This window comes from Bacteroides sp. MSB163 (assembly GCF_036416795.1).
GTDB lineage: Bacteria > Bacteroidota > Bacteroidia > Bacteroidales > Bacteroidaceae > Bacteroides > Bacteroides maternus.
In genome coordinates, this window is record NZ_CP143867.1 from 1,723,723 (window position 1) to 1,742,948 (window position 19,226).

At 44.7% G+C, this 19,226-nt stretch carries 10 protein-coding genes; all 10 read right to left on the minus strand.

The genetic code is table 11. From position 1 onward, the window contains the following. Nucleotides 1-23: 23 nt before the first annotated feature. Nucleotides 24-4,118 (minus strand): hybrid sensor histidine kinase/response regulator transcription factor, encoded by a 4,095-nt coding sequence (locus VYM24_RS05935; protein WP_330941735.1) that lies wholly within the window; start codon nucleotides 4,116-4,118, stop codon nucleotides 24-26. 19 nt (nucleotides 4,119-4,137) lie between these two features. After that, nucleotides 4,138-5,469 (minus strand): family 43 glycosylhydrolase, encoded by a 1,332-nt coding sequence (locus tag VYM24_RS05940; protein WP_330941736.1) that lies wholly within the window; start codon nucleotides 5,467-5,469, stop codon nucleotides 4,138-4,140. A 105-nt stretch (nucleotides 5,470-5,574) separates the two neighbouring features. After that, on the minus strand, nucleotides 5,575-8,163 hold the full coding sequence (xyl3A, locus tag VYM24_RS05945) for a xylan 1,4-beta-xylosidase (RefSeq protein WP_299094389.1): 2,589 nt from the start codon (nucleotides 8,161-8,163) through the stop codon (nucleotides 5,575-5,577). A gap of 38 nt (nucleotides 8,164-8,201) precedes the next feature. Beyond that, entirely contained in the window at nucleotides 8,202-9,260 is a 1,059-nt protein-coding gene (locus tag VYM24_RS05950) for a glycoside hydrolase family 43 protein (protein ID WP_330941737.1), read from the minus strand. Nucleotides 9,261-9,303: 43 nt separating this feature from the next. After that, nucleotides 9,304-10,458, minus strand: a complete 1,155-nt coding sequence (locus tag VYM24_RS05955) for an alpha/beta hydrolase-fold protein (RefSeq protein WP_330941738.1) — start codon at nucleotides 10,456-10,458, stop codon at nucleotides 9,304-9,306. A 7-nt stretch (nucleotides 10,459-10,465) separates the two neighbouring features. Then, a complete protein-coding gene (locus VYM24_RS05960) occupies nucleotides 10,466-11,632 on the minus strand; it encodes an alpha/beta hydrolase-fold protein (RefSeq protein WP_330941739.1) in 1,167 nt (388 codons plus the stop codon). A gap of 268 nt (nucleotides 11,633-11,900) precedes the next feature. Next, the gene (locus VYM24_RS05965; RefSeq protein ID WP_330941740.1) at nucleotides 11,901-13,637 is read right to left on the minus strand and encodes a RagB/SusD family nutrient uptake outer membrane protein; all 1,737 of its coding nucleotides are present in this window, start codon (nucleotides 13,635-13,637) and stop codon (nucleotides 11,901-11,903) included. Between the two features lie 21 nt (nucleotides 13,638-13,658). Then, nucleotides 13,659-16,790, minus strand: coding sequence for a SusC/RagA family TonB-linked outer membrane protein (locus VYM24_RS05970; protein WP_330941741.1), 3,132 nt, complete (start codon nucleotides 16,788-16,790; stop codon nucleotides 13,659-13,661). Nucleotides 16,791-17,052: 262 nt separating this feature from the next. After that, nucleotides 17,053-18,504: a family 43 glycosylhydrolase gene (locus VYM24_RS05975; RefSeq protein WP_291549967.1), complete on the minus strand. Its 1,452-nt coding sequence runs from the start codon at nucleotides 18,502-18,504 to the stop codon at nucleotides 17,053-17,055. Nucleotides 18,505-18,506: 2 nt separating this feature from the next. Further along, nucleotides 18,507-19,205: an acetylxylan esterase gene (locus VYM24_RS05980; protein WP_330941742.1), complete on the minus strand. Its 699-nt coding sequence runs from the start codon at nucleotides 19,203-19,205 to the stop codon at nucleotides 18,507-18,509. Nucleotides 19,206-19,226 lie beyond the last annotated feature (21 nt).

Sequence of the window (19,226 nt, forward strand, 5' to 3'; positions counted from 1 at the left end):
GCAGATCTGATCCTAAGGTCGTGCTACTTGAAGAATGAACTGGGCGTTTGCTTATATTGTTTCACAAAGCAACGGGTGAAGTACTTGGGATCATTAAATCCCACCCGGTAGGCTATTTCTGATACAATGACGTTATTGGTGCTATTCTCTAATATTTTCTTGGCAATCTGTAGCCTGTATAATTGGATGAAACGTACCGGCGGAAGTCCGGTGAGTGATACGAATTTCTTATAAATCACTGTATAACTGATGTTCAGTCTTTCTGTCAGATCCTTTACACCGAATTGAGGATCAGCATAGTTCTTTTCCAGAATATTCATAACTTCGTTCATGAACTGCTGGTCGGATTGTCCCACTTCCAGCAGAATAGGATTTAAGTCTTGTTCTACGAATTTCTTCTGACGCAAATCCCTGTTCTTCAAGATGGAGTCTATGTGGGCTAATAATACGGATTGTTCGAAAGGCTTGGTGATATATCCGTCTACTCCGTTTTCATAGCTTTCTATCCGGGCAGTCTCACTTGAATTTGCCGTGAGAAGCAGGAAAGGAATGTGACTTAAAAGTTTGTCCTCGCGCAGTCTTTTGCAGAAATCGGAACCATCGCATACGGGCATCATTAGATCGGATACAATGAAATCGGGCACGATATTCTGGGCTGTCTTATAGCCTTGCTCACCGTTGTTTGCTTCAGCGATATTGTATTTTTCTTTTAGCATATTCTTGATATAATGACGCATATCGGGATTGTCTTCTACCAATAACAAAGTCGGCTTGCTCCTGTCTATAGGAATGAACGGCTCGATTTTGTCTTCAACGGGTACGGGCTCTTTATATTCCTCATGAATTTCATTCTCCGCTGCGTCCGCCAGCGTAATGGGGAAATATAATCTGAAAGATACACCTTCTTTTTCCGAACTCTTGACTTTAATCGTTCCGCCTAATAGGTTGATAAGCTCTTTTACGATGTGAAGTCCGATGCCCGTACTGCTCTGTCCGTAGTTTGTATATTTGTTCTGTTCGGGTATCCGGTAGAAACGGTTGAATATTTTGTCTATTTCGTCAGGAGCTATTATGCTGCCACTGTTGGTGACGGAGATAAACTGCATGAGTTTGTTCGACTTGTCGATGAATTGGTTGGCATGCAATGTGATTTTTCCTTTATCGGGAGTATGCTTGATGGCGTTGGATAATAGATTGAACAGTATCTTATGCAGGTTTTCCTTATCAGAATAGATATGGTCACTCTTCAGGCGGTATATCTTTTCAAAGCTGATGTTTCGTTCTTTCATCAGGTTGGAAAAGTCGGTTATTGTTGTGTTCAGGAACTTGCTGAAGTTGAATTGAGAGTAATTGAGCGTTAAGTTCTGGGTATCGATCTTGCGTAAGTCAATCAGTTGGTTGACCAGTGAAAGCAGGTATTGGGCATTCCGGTTGATAATCTGTAAGTCCTCTTTTTCTTTGGGATCGGTAGTTTGCCTGACAAGCTGGCTTGCCGGTCCTTGTATCAGGGTCAGGGGTGTCTTAAACTCGTGTGCGAGGTTGGTGAAATAGGATAGCTTCTCTTTGTTGATAGCCTCCATCTGTTCGGACATGATCTCTATCTTTTCTTTCAGAAGTTTCTGGATATGCTGTTGCCTTGCATTATACCAATAGATGATATAAAGCAGAATGGACACTATCAATATAGCGATAAGTGAGTAGAACCATCCTGTTTTATAGAATGGGGGATGTACGATAATGCTGAGACAGGTGGCCTCAGTAGACCAGGTGTTGTCGTGGTTGGTGCATCGTATTTCCAGCATATACTTTCCTGGCGACAGGTTGGTGTATTTGGCGTTTCTTTTTACCAATCCAGTGTTCCAGTGTTCTTCCAGTTCATGAATGCGATGGAAGTAGAACACCTTTTCCGGTTCGATATAGTCCAGGCAGCTGAATGTGATTTCAAAGGAATTCTGTGGTGGATATAAATGCAGTTCCTTGGTTGTTGAGATACTTACAGGCAGATTGTCGCTGTTCAGATAAGGTATCAACTGGCTGCCGTTACAGACAACACTGGTGAGGGTTATTGTCCGCTGCTTTTGCTTGGGCAGGTTTACCAGCGGGCTGAATGTTACGAAACCATCGATAGTTCCCAGTAACATATTGTGATTGATGGTCCTGCAACCGGATCTTTTATAGAACTGGGGCACCAGCAATCCGTCTCCTTCATCGAACTTGAAGGCCCGTTTTGTATTGATATCGAAGAAGTAAATGCCTTTTAAGGTACTGATCCACAAGTTCCCGTTCTCATCGTCCAGAATGTTTGAGATGCTGGTATCCGAAAGACCGCAGCGCACGGCATAGTTCTTGAATGTATATTTTTCGCTGTTGCTGTTGTCTTCCAGCAAGTAGATGCCATTTCCGAGGCTACCCAGATAAATCTCTCCCTTTTTAGTTTCGAATATACAAGTGATCTTTTCATTGATTTTGCTTTCGGGATCATCCAGTTTGTGCTGATAGTATATACATTCGTAGGTATTCCTGGAATTCTCCAGGTCGATGACGTATACGCCGTTTCCGCCAATCCATAATCTTGACTGTGAGTCGATGAAGATTGTATTCATGTTATGAACGGGCTCTTTGGATTGTGTGTAAAACTTTAGCCGGTTGATAGCTCCCGTAGAGAAATCGAGTGTATTGATATGGTTGCCGTTACATATCCACAATGCATTTCTGGCAGAGTCCAGAGCTATGTCATAGATGTCATCGGAGGTCAGGGAGGAATTCGAGCTGTTGTAATGTTCGAATACGGGGTGTGACAGATTGTTTTTATCCAGTTTATCCAGCCCTCCGCCTATTGTTGATATCCAGTAATTGCCATGTAAATCCTGAATGATGTCCGAGATATTGTTGTGAGCCAGTGAGCGAGGATCTCCCGGATTGTGTTTGAAGAACGAAAAGGAGTCGGTGTCTTTCCTCTTAATGGCAAGTCCGCCATCTACAATTCCTGCCAGGATATTTCCTTCTTTGTCTTCAAGTACTGTACTGATAATGTTGGGCACTCCTTTTTCATACCCTTGCAGTGAATAGTTGAAAGTTATACGTTGCGGAGCCATGATATTAATCCCACCGAAGTCGGTTCCTGCCCAGATATTATCATTCTTATCAACAAATATCCGATTAACGATATTATCATTCAGTGACCGGGCTTGTATACCTTTGCTGAAAGTAACGAATTGGTCATTTCGCTGATATATGTTCACTCCGTTTCTGGTTCCGATAATGATGTCGCCTGATGAGTTCTTATCGATATCTGTGATGAAGTTGGAGGAAATGCTGTGAGGATTATTGGGGTTATGCTGGTAAAGTATACAGAATTGGTTCTGGGTGTTATAGCAGTATAAGCCGCTTTGGGTACCGATCCACAGATAGTCGCCATACGAAAACAGGCGGTTAAAGATTAACTGTGAAGTATCCAGGTTTGCAACTACGGGTATGTTGCTGTAATCCTGTTTACCCGAAGGAGTAAAATGCAATAAACACTTATCGCCTCCCGCCCAGATATCACTTCCATGTTTTACAATGGTTCTGATATCCACGTCTTTTTTCAATATCCGGATATCTTTTATCTGCCTTTCTTCGTCCAGAATGATGTAGGCCAGTCCGTCACTTTTACCCACCCAGAGATTATTGAAATCGTCGACAAGCAGGGCTTGAACGGGAGAGTAAAGTACATTATTGTTCTTGCCGGAGTATTCCTTATAGAAGTTGAGATTTTCGTGAGTGAGATCAATGCTCATGATACCGGCTTCGGAAGCTACCCACAAATAGTTGTTGCCGTCTTCGCTAATGTCATTGATGTAATTGCTTTCAATAAACAGATACGGTTGTCTGGGAGCTGTGGAGTAGTGTTTCAGTTCGTAACCATCGTAACGGTCGAGCCCGTTGGAGGTTCCGAACCACATGAATGAGTTATGATCTTTGTGTATGGCTCGGATGGAGTTGTCGCATAATCCGTTCCGGATAGTAAGATAAAGGTAATTGTATTGGTTTGGATTCTGCTGAGCAAGCACTAGACCCTGCCCTTGCAGGAAGCAGAGCAGGGTTGTGATTAGCGCTATTGTCTTCGTATACTTCATATCCGGCCTGGAGATTTAGTTATCGGAAACTGATCCAGTCGATATCCACTTTACCGTTTCCTTTCAGGGACACATATAAATCGTGAATGCCGGTCGGAGCGGAATGAACCGAAGATTCAATATTCGTCCATTGATCGGTTTTGGGGACTTTTATTTCCGAGATAACCGGGCCGTTTGTTCCGTTTATACGTATTTGTAGTATTCCTCCGTTATCCGAGGTTACTCTCGCATTCACTTTTCGGGGGGCACTGTCTCCGAAGTTCACCCGGTTGTACTGCACCCATGCGCCGTTTTTGCTCAATAAAGTTTTCCAACCTTCGAATTTGTTGGTTGGGTTCAGATAATCGATGGCTGCTCCCTGATTGCTTAACCGGCTGTAGCGATCCAGCTGAATTTCTTTCCGGGCGTCTGTTATACCCACTCCGCGCAAAGTAGGGATTACTTTTCGGATAGTGCCGTCCGGGTTGAAGAATAAGGAGTCGATCCGCGCTGATCTGTTTTTATCGAATTCGGGAGAGTAATCATTGTGGTGATAGAACAGATACCATTGGTCTTTGTATTCCACCAATGAATGGTGATTTGTCCAACACCCGGTCGGTGACTCGTCCATGATGATGCCTTTGAATTCAAAAGGTCCCATAGGGCTGTCTCCCATGGCATAGGCCAATGTTTCTGTTTTCTCTTTTACCCAAGGGAATGTGAAGTAGTATTTCCCGTTGCGTTCAAAGGCGAAAGGTCCTTCTTTGAAGCCTTCGGGCAATCCTTGAATCTGCATAGGCTCTGAAGCGAGTTCAAGCATGTTGTCCTTCAACTTTGCTACTGACATTCCGCGACCTGACCAATAGATGTAGGCTTGTCCGTCTTTATCGATGAGCACACAAGGGTCGATGCCGTTGACTCCCTCAATGGGAGTGGCTTGCGGGGTGAAAGGGCCGTAAGGCTTGTCGGCTATGGCAACTCCGATGCTGAAACCGCGTTTACCTTCACCTTTAGGGGTAGATGGGAAGTAGAAATAATATTTCCCATTCTTGTAAACACATTCGGGAGCCCACATGGAATAGGAGTCAGGAGCTACCCAAGGTACATTTTCCTGGCTTAGGATCACTCCGTGGTCTGTCCAGTCTACCAGATTGTCTGACGAAAATACATGGTAATCTGCCATACAGAACCATTCTTTCAACCGCTCAATGGGGCTTGGAATGTCATGTGAAGGATAGACGTACATCTTGCCTTCAAAAACTTTGGCGGTAGGATCAGCGGTGAACTGATCTGTTATAATGGGGTTCTGGGCTTTTAATGTACCTATTATTACCAGAAATGCGGATAATAAAAATAGTCTTTTGTTTTTCATAAGTTAATTGTTTTTTATGTGCACGGGCTTTCTATTTCTTCATCCGGACACAAAGATAATGCAAATCGAATGCAGAACTTTCATGCTTGCATGAAAAAATTATTTTTATAGTAAAGTGACTTTGACGGATTGCAGGTCCCGGGCTGCGGAACTTGTTCCATAGAATAACTCGTACTCACCCGGTGCTACACGCATGGTATTTGTAGAAGGATCAAAACATTCGAATGATTCGGATGGCAACTCTATCTTGACATCCTGTTTGGCTCCTGCTGCGAGTTCTACACGTGCATAGGCTTTCAGGGACTTTAATGGTCCGTCAGCGTCATCGGTTTTGTGTATGTATACTTGTACGACTTCAGTTCCGGACCGTTTGCCCGTATTGGAGACCGGTACAGTCAAGGTCAGCGACTCATCTGTACGGAGTCGGGTTTTGCTGCAACTGGCTGTACCTATGGCGAAATCCGTGTAACTTAATCCGAATCCAAATGGGAACAGAGGGTCGGACATATACCGGTATGTACGTCCTTTCATGGAGTAATCCTCATAGTCGGGAAGTTGTTTCGTACTTTTGTAGAAAGTGACGGGCAGCTTGCCGGAGGGGTTATAATCACCGAACAACACGTCGGCTACAGCATATCCACCCAGTTCTCCTCCATACCATGCCTGGAGAATGGCGTCGCAACTTTCCGTTTCGGGCAGTAATGCCATAGACGATCCGGAACAATTGACAAATACTACTTGTTTTCCGGCATCTTTCAGGGCTTTTAGGAAGTTCCGCTGTACAGCGGGTAATTCTATATCCGTACGGTCGCCTCCTTTGAAGCCGGGAATATTCACAGGCATTTCTTCCCCTTCCAGCTGTGGCGAAATGCCACCTACGAAGACCACTACATCTACGCCTTTAAGTTTTGAAATGCTTTCATTGTAATTGATAGGGAATTCTTTGCCGAGGTTGAACTTCAGGTTTGCAGCCCAGTTTTCTACTTGTGCATAGAGTATTTCTATCTTATACTCTTTCCCTTTTTCCACTTGTAGCATGGTGCGGGTATCGGTGGTTCTCCAAGTGCGACGTTTAGTCATTGACTTGCCGTTTACCAATAATTCAAAGTAACTGCAACCTTCGAGATTGAGGAGAATTTCGCCTGATTCTTTCGGGGTTAATACGGTTTCGTATTTGGCTGAGAACTTTTCAAGGTTCACTCCCGGGCCGAAAGTATGTAATCCGTATGTAGTCACGTTGATAGGCTGGGTGGTACGGAGTGAAGAGACAGGCTCTCCCTGGCGTTCCGGATTGTTCCAGAATGTAGCTTTTATGCCGGGCTTTCCATCTATGCTGCATTGGTCAAGATAGGACTCCAATGTTTGGTCGTTCACCAGATCACAGCCTTTCATGTAGACGATCTGATTCTTTTTCAGTTTACTTTTGAAGCCGTCCAGGATGGTAATGGTCTGATTCGGAGTTCCGTTGTAGTTGCCCCACAGCATAGGTTTGTCATCGGCATTAGGACCGATAACCGCAATCTTGCGGATGGATTTACTTAAAGGCAATACATTGTTCTTGTTCTGTAAGAGTGTCATTGTCTGGCGTGACATATTCAGTGACAAATCTTTGTGTGCCTTACAGTTGACTACCGACATCGGTATTTTTGTCCAGTTCACTAATGACGGGTCATCCATTTCTCCGAGTTCAAAGCGTCCTTCCATCAGGCGGAGCACATGTTTGTCCACTTCTTCTTCCGTTATCAATCCTCTGGATACGGCTTCCGGCAGTTTCTGATAGGCATATCCGTATCCACATTCCACATCTGTACCTGCCATGGTTCCTTTAACGGCTGCATGCACGGCATCGGAGGAACTTTTGTGGGAAGTCCAGAAGTCGGCGATGGCTCCACAATCGGAGACTACGAGATATTTGAATCCCCATTCATCACGGAGTATTTGTTGAAGCAGACGGGTGTTTCCACAACAAGGATCATCGTCCAGACGCTGGTAGGCACACATCACTTCGCGTACATCGGCTTTCTGTACCAATGCCTTGAACGCAGGCAGGTAGGTTTCCCACAGGTCGCGGGGACTGACGTTGTTCAGATTGGCTGTATGACGGCTCCATTCCGGACCACTGTGTACGGCGTAATGCTTGGCGCATGCAAGTAGTTTGCGGTACTTCTCATTTTCAGGTCCCTGCAATCCTTTTACTACTGCAATGCCCATTTGAGAAGTCAGGTAAGGATCTTCCCCGTAGGTTTCCTGACCACGTCCCCAGCGGGGATCACGGAAGATGTTTACATTGGGAGTCCAGACGGAGAGACTGTGGAAACGGACGTCTTCCAATCCATTGCGTACGCGCTCGTTGTGTTTGGCACGCATTTCATCGGAGACTGCATTGAAGATTTCGAATACCAGTTTGTCATTGAATGAAGCGGCCATTCCTACAGGTTCGGGGAAGACGGTTACATTTCCTTGATTGGCTACCCCGTGAAGGGCTTCACTCCACCAATTGAATTTCTTTATTCCCAGGCGTGGAATGGCTTCCGAATCATCACACATCAAGAGAGCTTTCTCTTCTAAAGTCAAGCGTTTCACTAAATCCTTCGCTCTTTCTGCCGGACTTAGTTCAGGATTCTGATACGGCAATGTTTGTCCCCACCCCGATAGGGAGAATAACAAACCACAGGTTACTAATACCTTTTTCATAATGATGTTATTTTCATGGTATAAAATTATGTTTTTATCTAAGGATGATATTTCTCCAGTATTTTAATTTCGTCTCCCGAAATATCGACCTCGAACAATGTTGGTTTTCGTGGCCCCGGGTTCTCGGAGTCGAGGCTTTGGTGATGCAGACACATCAGCAACTTTCCGTCGAATGTACGGAACAACATACCGTGCCCTGAGTTATTGGATATCAGAGGAGTATTGCACTGAACCCAGGGACCGGCAAGTTTATCCGACTTGGAGTAAGCTACTCCCTGCGCACAACGGTTGTTGTTCCAACTGGACCATAGCATACCTAAACGTCCCGTACCCGTCCGGAATAGGAATGGGCCGTCTGCCACGTAGCCTTCTAGCGCCATACCGAAAGTGAGCTCACCTATCGATTTCATTTCTCTTGGCCATGGAGCATCGGATGCTCTGAAAAGGGTGGTAGAGGTTCCCATTGATTCTGATAGATCCGGAGCAAGTTGGATGTAGTTGATTATACCGTTTACGGTTTGCATCCATTCGTGACAAAATACCATATAGGGCACTCCGTCTTCTTCCCAGAAACTACCGTCGAGTGTAGACCAGCCTTCCGGCAGGTAGTTCTTGTCGCTGATGGGGTGGTAGGGGCCTGCTACTTTGTCGGATGTAAGGATATGGGTAGCACGGCGTTGTACATTGTATCTGTTAGGTACAGTGTCTACTATGATCTTGGGATTGGTAAAGGTGACAAAACAATAGTATTTGCCTTTATATTTATGGAGCTCCGGGGCCCATATTCTTGGAGCGGTCCCAATCCAGGAGGTTGTATCTACAGTAATGTATTGATAGGGGCCTGTCCACATCTTTAGATTCGTGCTTTTCCATAAACTACCGCCACTTCCAACCAGATAATACATTTGTGTTTCTTCATCGGCCAGGATAAAAGGATCGCTTAGCTGCAAAGAGTCAAAGCAAGTGGTGTCTATCTTATCTCCTTCCTTGCCGCCGATAAATGCATATTGCTTTACCGGTTCCGGGCTCTTAATCTGGTTACAGGCAACCAGACTAAGAACGAACAGAGTTATTGTGAAATGAAACAGTATCTTCATAGTTGCAAGTATTATTAAAACTACATCTGTATTATTTGAAGCATCATTTGAATATTAAGCCTGCAAATTGATGCAATGAACGCCGCCAGGTGAGCCATTCGTGGGCTGTACCGAGAGATTCGTAATAGGTATGGTTGATGTTTGCTTTAGTCAGTGCATCATGGAACTCCGTTACATTTTTAAAGCGTGCGGCTTCTTCAGTTCCCAAGCTGATATACAGTGTTTTCACTTTTTGATTGAAAGCCTCTGCATCAGCAAAAACGCCGTTGTAGGCTGTATTCAGTTCATTGCTGTTCATCCTTCCTCCACCGCTGAATCCGCCGATATGGGCAAATTTATCTAAATGGGCCAGCCCGATGCTTACAGCCTGGAAACCTCCCATTGACAAGCCGGCTATGGCACGATGTTCCCTGTCGGGCAAAGTACGGTAGTTTTTATCAATCATGGGTACCAGTTCATTGACAACCACCCATTCAAAAGTATTGAAGTTGAATCTGCCTTTTGGCCCCGTTCCTTTTTCTTTGGGATCTGTAGCATATCCTCTGTCCATGACTACCAGCATGGGAACGGCTTTTTGGCTGGCAATCAGGTTATCCAGAATGTTGTCCGCCTTTCCCTGGTTCGACCATCCGGTTTCGTCTTCTCCGCTACCATGTTGAAGATATAGTACGGGATACCTCTGAGTGTTGTTCTCGTCATAACCTGCCGGAGTATATACGAGGCACTTTCTCCATGCTTGCGTGATGTCGGAGTAGTACATCTGTGTGCGGACTTCACCGTGTGGAACGTGCTGAGGCAAATAGTAATCTACTCCTTCCTCCGGAATTTCAATGCCGCTTGACATCCGGCCGCATCCGTAGAACAATTCACTGGAAGGATCGGCTACGGAACACCCGTCTATCTCCAGAAAATAATAGTGGAAACCGGGTACTTGTGGTTCGGAGGTTACTTCCCAAATACCGTCTGCGTTTTTGGTCATGGGATATTTTTTCATTAAGTCCAGTTTTACTGAGTCTGCATCGGGGGCATTTACCCTGACGGTTACTGATAAATCCGGATTTACCACCGGATAACTGATACCGAGGATATTGGTAGATGCCGATACCGGTGCAGTTGCTTCTTTTTCTTTGGGTTTCTGTGCACATCCGGCAATCAGGGAAGCGATCAGAGTTGTATATAAGATGGATTTCAGTTTCATAGTCTGATTATTTAAAGATAAGAGGTGTAAATTGATAGAGGCAGCGTCGCCAGGTGAGCCATTCGTGGGCTGTGCCGGGTGACTGGTAGAATAGGCTGTTGATTCCTTTCTTACTCAGTGCTGCATGCAGCAGTTCGGCGTTGGGACCTTCTTCTTCACCGATTCCCAGCCAGATGAACTTGAAATCTTTATTGAATGCGGCGGGATCTTTGAAAGCGCCTCCGTACAGTGCATCTATATCCGTATTCTTGTCTATGGGTAATGCTCCGCTGAATGATCCGATGTAAGAGAATAAATCCCGGTGGTGCAAAGTGGTCTCCAGGGTTTGCTTGCCTCCCCATGACAAGCCTGCCATGGCACGGTTCTTTTTGTCCGTCAATGTACGGTAAGTCGAGTCGACAAGTGGAATTACGTCTTTCACCATCATGTCTTCAAAGGCAACGAATGCTTCTACTGATGAGCGGGTATTCGGTTGTTGTTCGGGATATTTGTTTCCCGCATATACGGCATATCCGCAGTTCATCACTACGATCATCGGTTCGGCTTTTCCACTGGCTATCAGGTTGTCGAGGATGGCGCCGATACATCCCTGATTGGGCCAACCTCTTTCATCTTCACCACCTCCATGCTGCAAATACAGGACGGGGTAACGCTTATCCGGATTTTTCTCATATTCGGCAGGGGTGTATACATACATTCTGCGCCATTCATCACATACTTTCGAGTAGAAATTGCGGGAACGGAGTGCCCCTTGCGGTACACCTTTCTGCGGTAAGTAGAAGTCTACTTTTTCCTCGGGCACTTCGAAGGCGCTTGCCTGGCGGCTCATCCCGAAGTAGGAATAGGTTGAGGCGTCAGTAACCTGCAGGTCCCCTATTTGTACCGAGTAGTAGTGGAAACCGGGCACTTGCGGAGAAGATGTGAGTTCCCATGTTCCGTCCTGTCCTTTTTGCATTTCGTAGGGACGGTCGAGAACGATTTGCACGCTCTTTGCATCGGGAGCTTTTACCTTGAAGGTCACAGTCCGGTCGGGGTTCACCATGGGATATTGGGCATTTGGAATATTGGTAACCGATGGTATTCCCTGCGCCCACATCGTTCCTGTGATAATGGAACAGAATATTATTGCGCTTCCCGTCCTGATAATTACTCTTGATAATTTCTTTCTTTTCATGGTTCGTCTTTTTATACTTTTCAAGAAAACTATTCGAATATTAATGTAAAGTTGCAAAAGTAAAAGTAATCCCCCTCAAGTAGGAGTACAAAACTGTTTTTGAGGAGGATTTTTCTTGCTGCCAGACCTATTACATACTCATTCTCGCTCCCTGATTTTGGAATCATCGAAGGTAGCATTGTATAGGTTGCTGATTATTTTCATACTATTCATTTTCGTAGTCGGTTTACTTAATTATTAATGTGAATCAGCAGTTGGCTTGCCGATATTATTTTGTTGCCCATCCGTTAAGTTGATGAAGTTCTTTGTTTAAGTCTATAACATCTTTTGGAAATGGGAAGTATTCATGTTTACCCTTTACAAAGCCATAAGAGTTTGCAGGTAAATTTTGAATTACTGATAAAGGATGAGTCAACACAGCACGCAGATGATGCTCTTTTCCAAAGTATGGTGTACCTTCAATGAAGAAATCGTCATACAGTTGTGGAACCTGGTCTACCACTGCATCCTGACATTCCTTAGCAATGCCCCAACGAACGATATCGTGGAAACGGCAAGTCTCAAACCAAAGTTCGTACTGCTTTTCATCACGGAGAGTCTGAATTGTGAGTTCTGTTTCAGGAGCTTCTGCACGTTTCTGAATGGCATTCAGGTATTTTTTGCCTTCAGGTATATTACCAGTTTCAAGACAAGCCTCTGCATAAAGCAGATATGCTTCTCCCAATCTGGCGATACGGAATGATGCAGAATTATGAACATCGCTAATAGCCATATTACGATCGTTAGGAGATTCTATATTCTTGACTTCCATATATATACCATGTGAAAACAGACCATCTGTACTTTTGATACCGCGTTTGGGGTCTTTTTTCTTATCAGCAAGAGACATTTCATTTCCGTTAGCATCGAAATCCGTTTCCCAACCACAGAGTTCAGAGTCGTATAAGAACTCGTCTGGAGTAAGGAATGTAGCTTTGCGACGTGGACCGTCACCATCATTTTCATACATTTTTTCAGCGAACTTCCAGTTGATGGCACCACCGCCCCAACCATCATTAGCACCGCAAATAGATGCACGAGAACCTAAACGGTCATAACGCCAGTTCAATACGTTGTTGACCATCCAACCTCCACGGAAGATATTACTCCAAAAACCTTTATCTGCGTTACCAAAACGGTTAGCCTCAAAGATCTTTTCTTCGCAACCGTTACCCTCTACATGGAATAGGTCACGGAAACGATTTCCCGGAACAAGTGCATAGTTGGGAGATTCAACCAACGGTTTAAGATTTTTCACTGCACGAGCCATATCACCGGCGAATACGGCAGATTTGCCCGCTACGAAATATGCAAAACCTTTTGTAACTTTATATGCCCCTTCTACATCATCTTGACCTTTGCGAGCATCAAGAGCATCTACAACTTCTTCACACTCCGAAGCACACCATTCAAGCAAAGATTTTTGGCTTTCTACATTTGTAGGTTTGTCATCAGCACCAAGCAATTTATCGACTTTTGGAGGGCACTGGAATGTAAGGGCCGCCATCATGTGGCAATAAGCACGTAAAACGCGAGCTTCCGCAACACAACGAGCCATAACCGTACTTGCAGCCGGGTCTACATATGTTATCACAAGATTACATGCATAAATAGCCTTATAGTAACGTTGATATAGCTCTTTTACCCCTGCGCTACCTGTATCATAGCGGAACTCATCGAATATACGCATATCCATATGGTCAGTATGATCTGTACCCGCAGAGAAAACATCATCTGCCGAATAATTGAGCAAAGTGAACTGCGGCTGATAGATTCCGACAGACGAACATACATTATCAAGGAATTGCGCATAAGCGGCAGTCATGGCATCAATAGCATCTTGATCGGTTTTATAGAAAGTTTCAGTAGAGCTAACAGCCTTCTGTTCAATGTCCAAACGAGTTTCATCGCAAGATGCGCAGAACAGTGCGGCACATACCGTAAACGAATATATATATTTTTTCATTTTTGTCAGTATTAATAGTTATTAGAATGTTACATTAAGACCAAATGTCACCTTGCGCATTGTAGGATATGCACCCGCATCAAGACCTACATTATTACCATTTCTTGAAGCAATTTCAGGATCAAGACCCGGATAAGATGTAAATGTGAAGAAGTCGTCAAGTGACACGTAAGCGCGAAGGTTCTCAATAAATACTTTTTTCGTGATGGACTTCGGTAATGTGTATCCTAACTGCAATTGCTTGATCTTAAAGTATGATCCGTCAAACACAAGAGCAGAAGATGACCAGTAAATCTTATCACCTGCAATTGTGTTGAGATTAGGCATATTACCTTTCTTGGCTTCATCATAGAAATGCTTGGAGATATTGTTGTAACCTGTACGATACATACCATAGTAGACATCGTTTCCTACTGTACCTGTTCCAAATGCTGAGAAATCGAAACCCTTGTACTCAAGATTGATTGTAATACCGTAGGTAAGATCAGGAATACCTTTACCGATATTGAATTGATCTTCGTCACCCGGAGTTAACGTCTCATTGCCTTCTTTGTCGAGATAAAGAGCCTGTCCTTCTGAGTTCTTACCTATATATTTGTAACCACGCATATACCATACCGGCATACCTTGCTCGAAGTTGGTGTATATAGTACTGTTTGCACCTGATATGCTTCCACCCGAGATACGTGTGATACGGTCATCAAGGTAAGTCACTTCATTCTTCAATGTTGCAAAGTTACCTGATACTGAGTAATTCAGTTTACCTATGTTGCCTTTATAAGTTGCTTCAAATTCAAAACCTTTGTTTTGTACCTCACCTGCATTAATCATCTGCGAAGATACACCTGTCTCAGGCAAACACGGGGCGTCTACAAGAAGGTCCTTGGTAGTTTTCTTGTAGTAGTCCATGCTGATTGTCAAAGCATCGTTGAATAAACGTAAGTCAAGACCGAAGTCCAACTGATCGGATGTTTCCCAAGTAAGATTAGGATTAGCCAAACCGCTTGGCATAGAACCGTTTGTGACAGTCGAACTGTTACCGTATTGATACCACTGGCCACCGGTTGCAATAGAAGAAGAATATTTATAGCCGCTAAGTACGTTGATATTACCGTTACGTCCCCAAGATGCACGCAGCTTGGCAAATGAAACAATGTTATCAGGGACTAAATTCTTGAAGAATTTTTCGTTGCTGATTGTCCAACCTGCTGATACTGACGGGAAGTAACCCCAACGTTTATCTGCCGGAAGTTTTGAAGTGTCGAATGCGTCAGCACGGAAATTGCCTTGCAGACTATAGCGGTCGTCATAAGTATATCCTAAACGGCCGAAGTATGAAATACTTGAAGACTTACCCGGTGTTCCGCTGAATGTACGGGAAACTTTATCTGATACAAGTACACAATCCAAGTAACGGAAATTTGGTGCGTATGAAGAAAGCAATTCTTCACCTGACGCACCGGCTGTCGTTTTTTTGTCTTCGTTTTGGATGTATGACATACCTGCCATTGCCGAGATGTTGTGCTTGCCGATTGAAGTCATGTAGTTGGCAAAGTTTTCCCACTGATAGTACAGACCAGTGCTCGTAGTCTGATTGAGAGAGTACCTGGTATCACTTACACGCCCGGTAATATAGTAAGGTTCCGCATAGCTGTAAGTATTGCCCTGGACAATGCGGGCACCGAAACGGGAAGTAAATGTAAAACCCTTGAAAGGAGTCAGGTTTGCAAAGAATGTACTATGTACATTGATGCCTTCATTTTTATTATTGGCATTCTTATCGCGCTGCGCAAATGGAGTACCACCGGCAAGTTCCGTATTGAAGTATGAAGTAGCATACATACCCTTCTCATCACCGTAGAAACGATAGTTTGTATCAGAAGTTCCATTCTGAACTGCGTCATAAACAGAACCTGTAGCAGCAAGATATTGGCTGCGATCTGTCCAGTGTGTAGGCGTAAGAGGATCCATTACAAGAAGCATTTCAAAAGCAGAGCCATAACCATATTCCGATACGCTGCCTCTACGCCATTTCTCTATGGAAGTATTGGTACCTACCTGTAACCAAGGTTTTATTTTATAATCAGCATTAAGCTGGACGGTCAAACGTTCGTAGTAGTCGTTCTTACCTTTTACGATACCGTCTTGATTAACGTATGTGAGGTTTGCGAAATATTGCCCTTTGTCGTTGCTACCCTGAAATGAAAGAGAGTGCTGTTTGCTCCAAGAAGTTCCCATAAATTCGTCCAACCAGTTTGTATCTGTATTTTGATTCCAGTTATAGTCACGAACAGCATCCGATATGGCAGCTTCGACGTTATGTCCTTGCATGCTCATCCAGTCCTTGAATTCTTCTGCATTCAGCAATTGCGGAACATGTCCAAGTTGGTTCATAGTATAACGTATATTATATGTAATCTTGCCGGTACCTTTTCCTCCTCCATTCTTGGTCGTGATAAGTACTACACCGTTACCTGCTTCAGAACCATAGATTGCTGCGGATGCGGCGTCTTTCAATACTTCCATAGACTCGATCAAGCTCGGATCAAGATACTGGATACTTGAAACCTTCAAACCATCTACAATCAAGAGAGGACCAATATTTCCGGAATTGGAGGAATAACCGCGTACACGGATCTCAGCACCGTTACCCGGAGCGCCTGATGAATTCAATATTTGAATACCTGCGGCTTTACCTTGAAGGGCAGCGGCAGCATCGGTTGTTGCCAGGCCTTTAAGGTCTTTAGAGTTTACAGAGGCTACAGCACCTGTCAGGTCACTCTTGCGCTGAACGCCATACCCTACAACCACAACTTCATCAAGCACTTGTGTATCTTCTTCCAAACGAAAGTTGATTACGCTACGGCCATTGACTTTAACAGTCTGCGTTTTATAGCCTATAAAAGAAACGGTAAGGGTAGCATTACTGTTACTTACCTGAATAGAATAATTTCCATTGAGATCGGTAATACGACCGTTGCTAGTTCCTGCTTCAAGGATGGCTACACCAATCATCGGCTCAGAATCATTGGCTGAGACAACAGTACCTTTAACTTGGATTTGTGCTGATGCTGATATGCACGTAAAAAACACAAGCACAAGCATAAACAGAAAAGGAATCTTCTGAATTTTCTGGACTACATTTTTCATCATAATTAGTTTAAGAATTAATAATTGCGTTTTTCATTCATCATTAGCTACCGCTACAATAGTTCTCTAGCCATCATCATACATACATTTCATAGTTTTCAATTATTTAAGATTAATATAACAGAAAGGCAATTCATTTTTTAACTCTGAATCGGCAAGACAACTGCTGAGTCGCATTATTAATTCAAACTGGTTATCTGAGCCGATTCGTTATTTTTGAGTGGAATTACCCGGTAATAGTACTTTAGAATAATAGCACTTGTTCCTAATGATTGCGGAAGTTCCACTTGGAATTGTCGCTGTTCATATCGAATTTGCCGAGAGAGGGAGTGCTGTCGCCTACGGATACCAGGACCAGTTCTTTGTTAGTTCCCGGCACTTCTTTGGGCATGATCCGATAGGTGCCGTCTGTCAACTGGTCGATTCGCCACAATTGTTCGGGGGCTCCTGTAAATTCAGGAACAGTCACGACTTCCGCATCTGCTGTAGCAGCCAGTGCACGATTGGTTCCTTCAATCACAATCTTGTAATAAGGGCCACCCAGGTATCCGCCCCCATCGGGCACGGCAGTAATGGTCCACTTCTGATGAGGACGGAACATATAATCGCCGATTCTTACGTTGATTTTTCCTTGTGGCCAAGTGCCGATCACATCTTCCAACGTCTGCGATTTCAAAGGTACGACGGGCGTGTCATCTTTTTCCCAAAAGCGGTGTCTGGTATATTCCATACGTACAAAATCGACGGCAAGTTCAAGGGCATACCCTCTACGCTCGGATTCAATTTCATACGTTCCCTCTTTGAAGACTTCACCGGCAACGGGCCAACCGTTCTTCCATAAAAGCGGGCGTATGCCTAGCACACTGCGACCACCTCGGTCGAAATCGGCCTCAAAGTGGCATGACATCTTCTCCACTCCATCGGCCACTTTGAAAAGCCCGAAGTGTCCCGGACCGGTTTGGCGGTTGCCTGCGGCAATCACCATTTTGCCACCGCCTTCCAGCATTTTTCTTCCCATATTATCGACATACGGCCCTGTCACTTTACGCGAGCGGCCGACAACAATATTGTAGGTGGAGTTCGGGCCATCGCAGCAAGTGCCGTGTGTTCCCAGAAGATAATACCAGCCATCACGATAGATCAGATCGGTTGCTTCACAGTCAATGGCGATGTCGATTTCTTTATTGCCCTCCATCCGTTTACCGGTTGTAGGGTCGAGTTCTACAAGCCTGATAAAGCCGAAATACGTGCCGTAAGACAACCACAAGCGTCCGTCTGTCGGGTCGAGCAGAAGTCCGGCATCAATGGCATCGCAATCTTCATCATTCACTGAGGAGGCCACTTCTATGGGCTCCGTATATTTAAAATCCGGGGAATTGGGGTCTAAGGTTTTATTCCACATGGTTAATACTTTACCGCTGTGTCCTCCACCGAGCCCTCCTCCTGTGGCACTGTAAGCAATCAGGTAACGGTCGCCAATTTTCACGGCATCGGGCGCGGCGCCTCCGCCGGGTCTTACTCCACCGCCGTTCCATGTCCAGCCGTCTTCAGATATCAATCCGCCTCCACCTGTGCCGAAAGTATAATATTTACCATCGCATTCCATGATAGTGGACGGGTCGTGGATGTATGGAGTGCCGATTTGTGCAATTGCTTTTTCAGATGTCAATATAAACATCAGGGCTGCCGTGCCCAGAAGTATAGCTTTTGTTTTCATGATCATTTATAGCTGATAGTAATGTTTTTAACGGGTGTTCCATTCTCATTGAGGAAGCGAACACAGAAATCACTCATTCCGGGACCGTTGATGATGGCTCCGCGAATGATGTTCTTGCCCTTCTTTAAAGTCAGCCGGCGTGAGAGACAGTCATCCTTGACCATACGTCGGTCGCCCGAAAGAATTACGGCTTCCTCACCGTTCAGCCACCACATGGATGCGGAGTTGGAACCTACTGACATCCGGATGTTCTCCATGTCTTCGGGACATTCTATGACTGTGACTGCCCAGAACAGCACGCCGTACACTTGTTTCTTCAGACCGGAGGCAAAACGGAAGAGCTTCACGTTAAACAGCTTGCTGTCGAGCGCATGCCAGGTTAGCTTTTGTTTGCCTACTTTCACTTTATCTCCGTTTTTGGGCAGGACGGTGAATTGATTGGGGAAATATTCGGTTGCAAATGCTTTGCGAATGTAACTGTCGGTAAAGACCGTGTTGGAACGGTTGGGCTTGTCGATGGGTTCCAGCAATAGCCAGCGCTGGATAAAGCCCTCACTGTCCGGTGACATCGTACTCGTGGTTACCGGAGAAAAGTAGTCTGACAACCGGGGGGACGCTTCACTTTTTTGAGCATAGCCATGTAAACCCATCATAGCCGCGATACAAGCTGCCAACAATGATTTTCGATGGAAGATATTCATCGTTATAGTTTATTTTATTAG

Coding starts and splice junctions, on each gene's coding strand:
- VYM24_RS05970 (WP_330941741.1), bottom strand. CDS start 16,790: ATGATGAAAAATGTAGTCCAGAAAATTCAGAAGATTCCTTTTCTGTTT.
- VYM24_RS05940 (WP_330941736.1), bottom strand. CDS start 5,469: ATGAAAAACAAAAGACTATTTTTATTATCCGCATTTCTGGTAATAATA.
- VYM24_RS05980 (WP_330941742.1), bottom strand. CDS start 19,205: ATGAATATCTTCCATCGAAAATCATTGTTGGCAGCTTGTATCGCGGCT.
- VYM24_RS05935 (WP_330941735.1), bottom strand. CDS start 4,118: ATGAAGTATACGAAGACAATAGCGCTAATCACAACCCTGCTCTGCTTC.
- VYM24_RS05965 (WP_330941740.1), bottom strand. CDS start 13,637: ATGAAAAAATATATATATTCGTTTACGGTATGTGCCGCACTGTTCTGC.
- VYM24_RS05960 (WP_330941739.1), bottom strand. CDS start 11,632: ATGAAAAGAAAGAAATTATCAAGAGTAATTATCAGGACGGGAAGCGCA.
- xyl3A (WP_299094389.1), bottom strand. CDS start 8,163: ATGAAAAAGGTATTAGTAACCTGTGGTTTGTTATTCTCCCTATCGGGG.
- VYM24_RS05950 (WP_330941737.1), bottom strand. CDS start 9,260: ATGAAGATACTGTTTCATTTCACAATAACTCTGTTCGTTCTTAGTCTG.
- VYM24_RS05975 (WP_291549967.1), bottom strand. CDS start 18,504: ATGAAAACAAAAGCTATACTTCTGGGCACGGCAGCCCTGATGTTTATA.
- VYM24_RS05955 (WP_330941738.1), bottom strand. CDS start 10,458: ATGAAACTGAAATCCATCTTATATACAACTCTGATCGCTTCCCTGATT.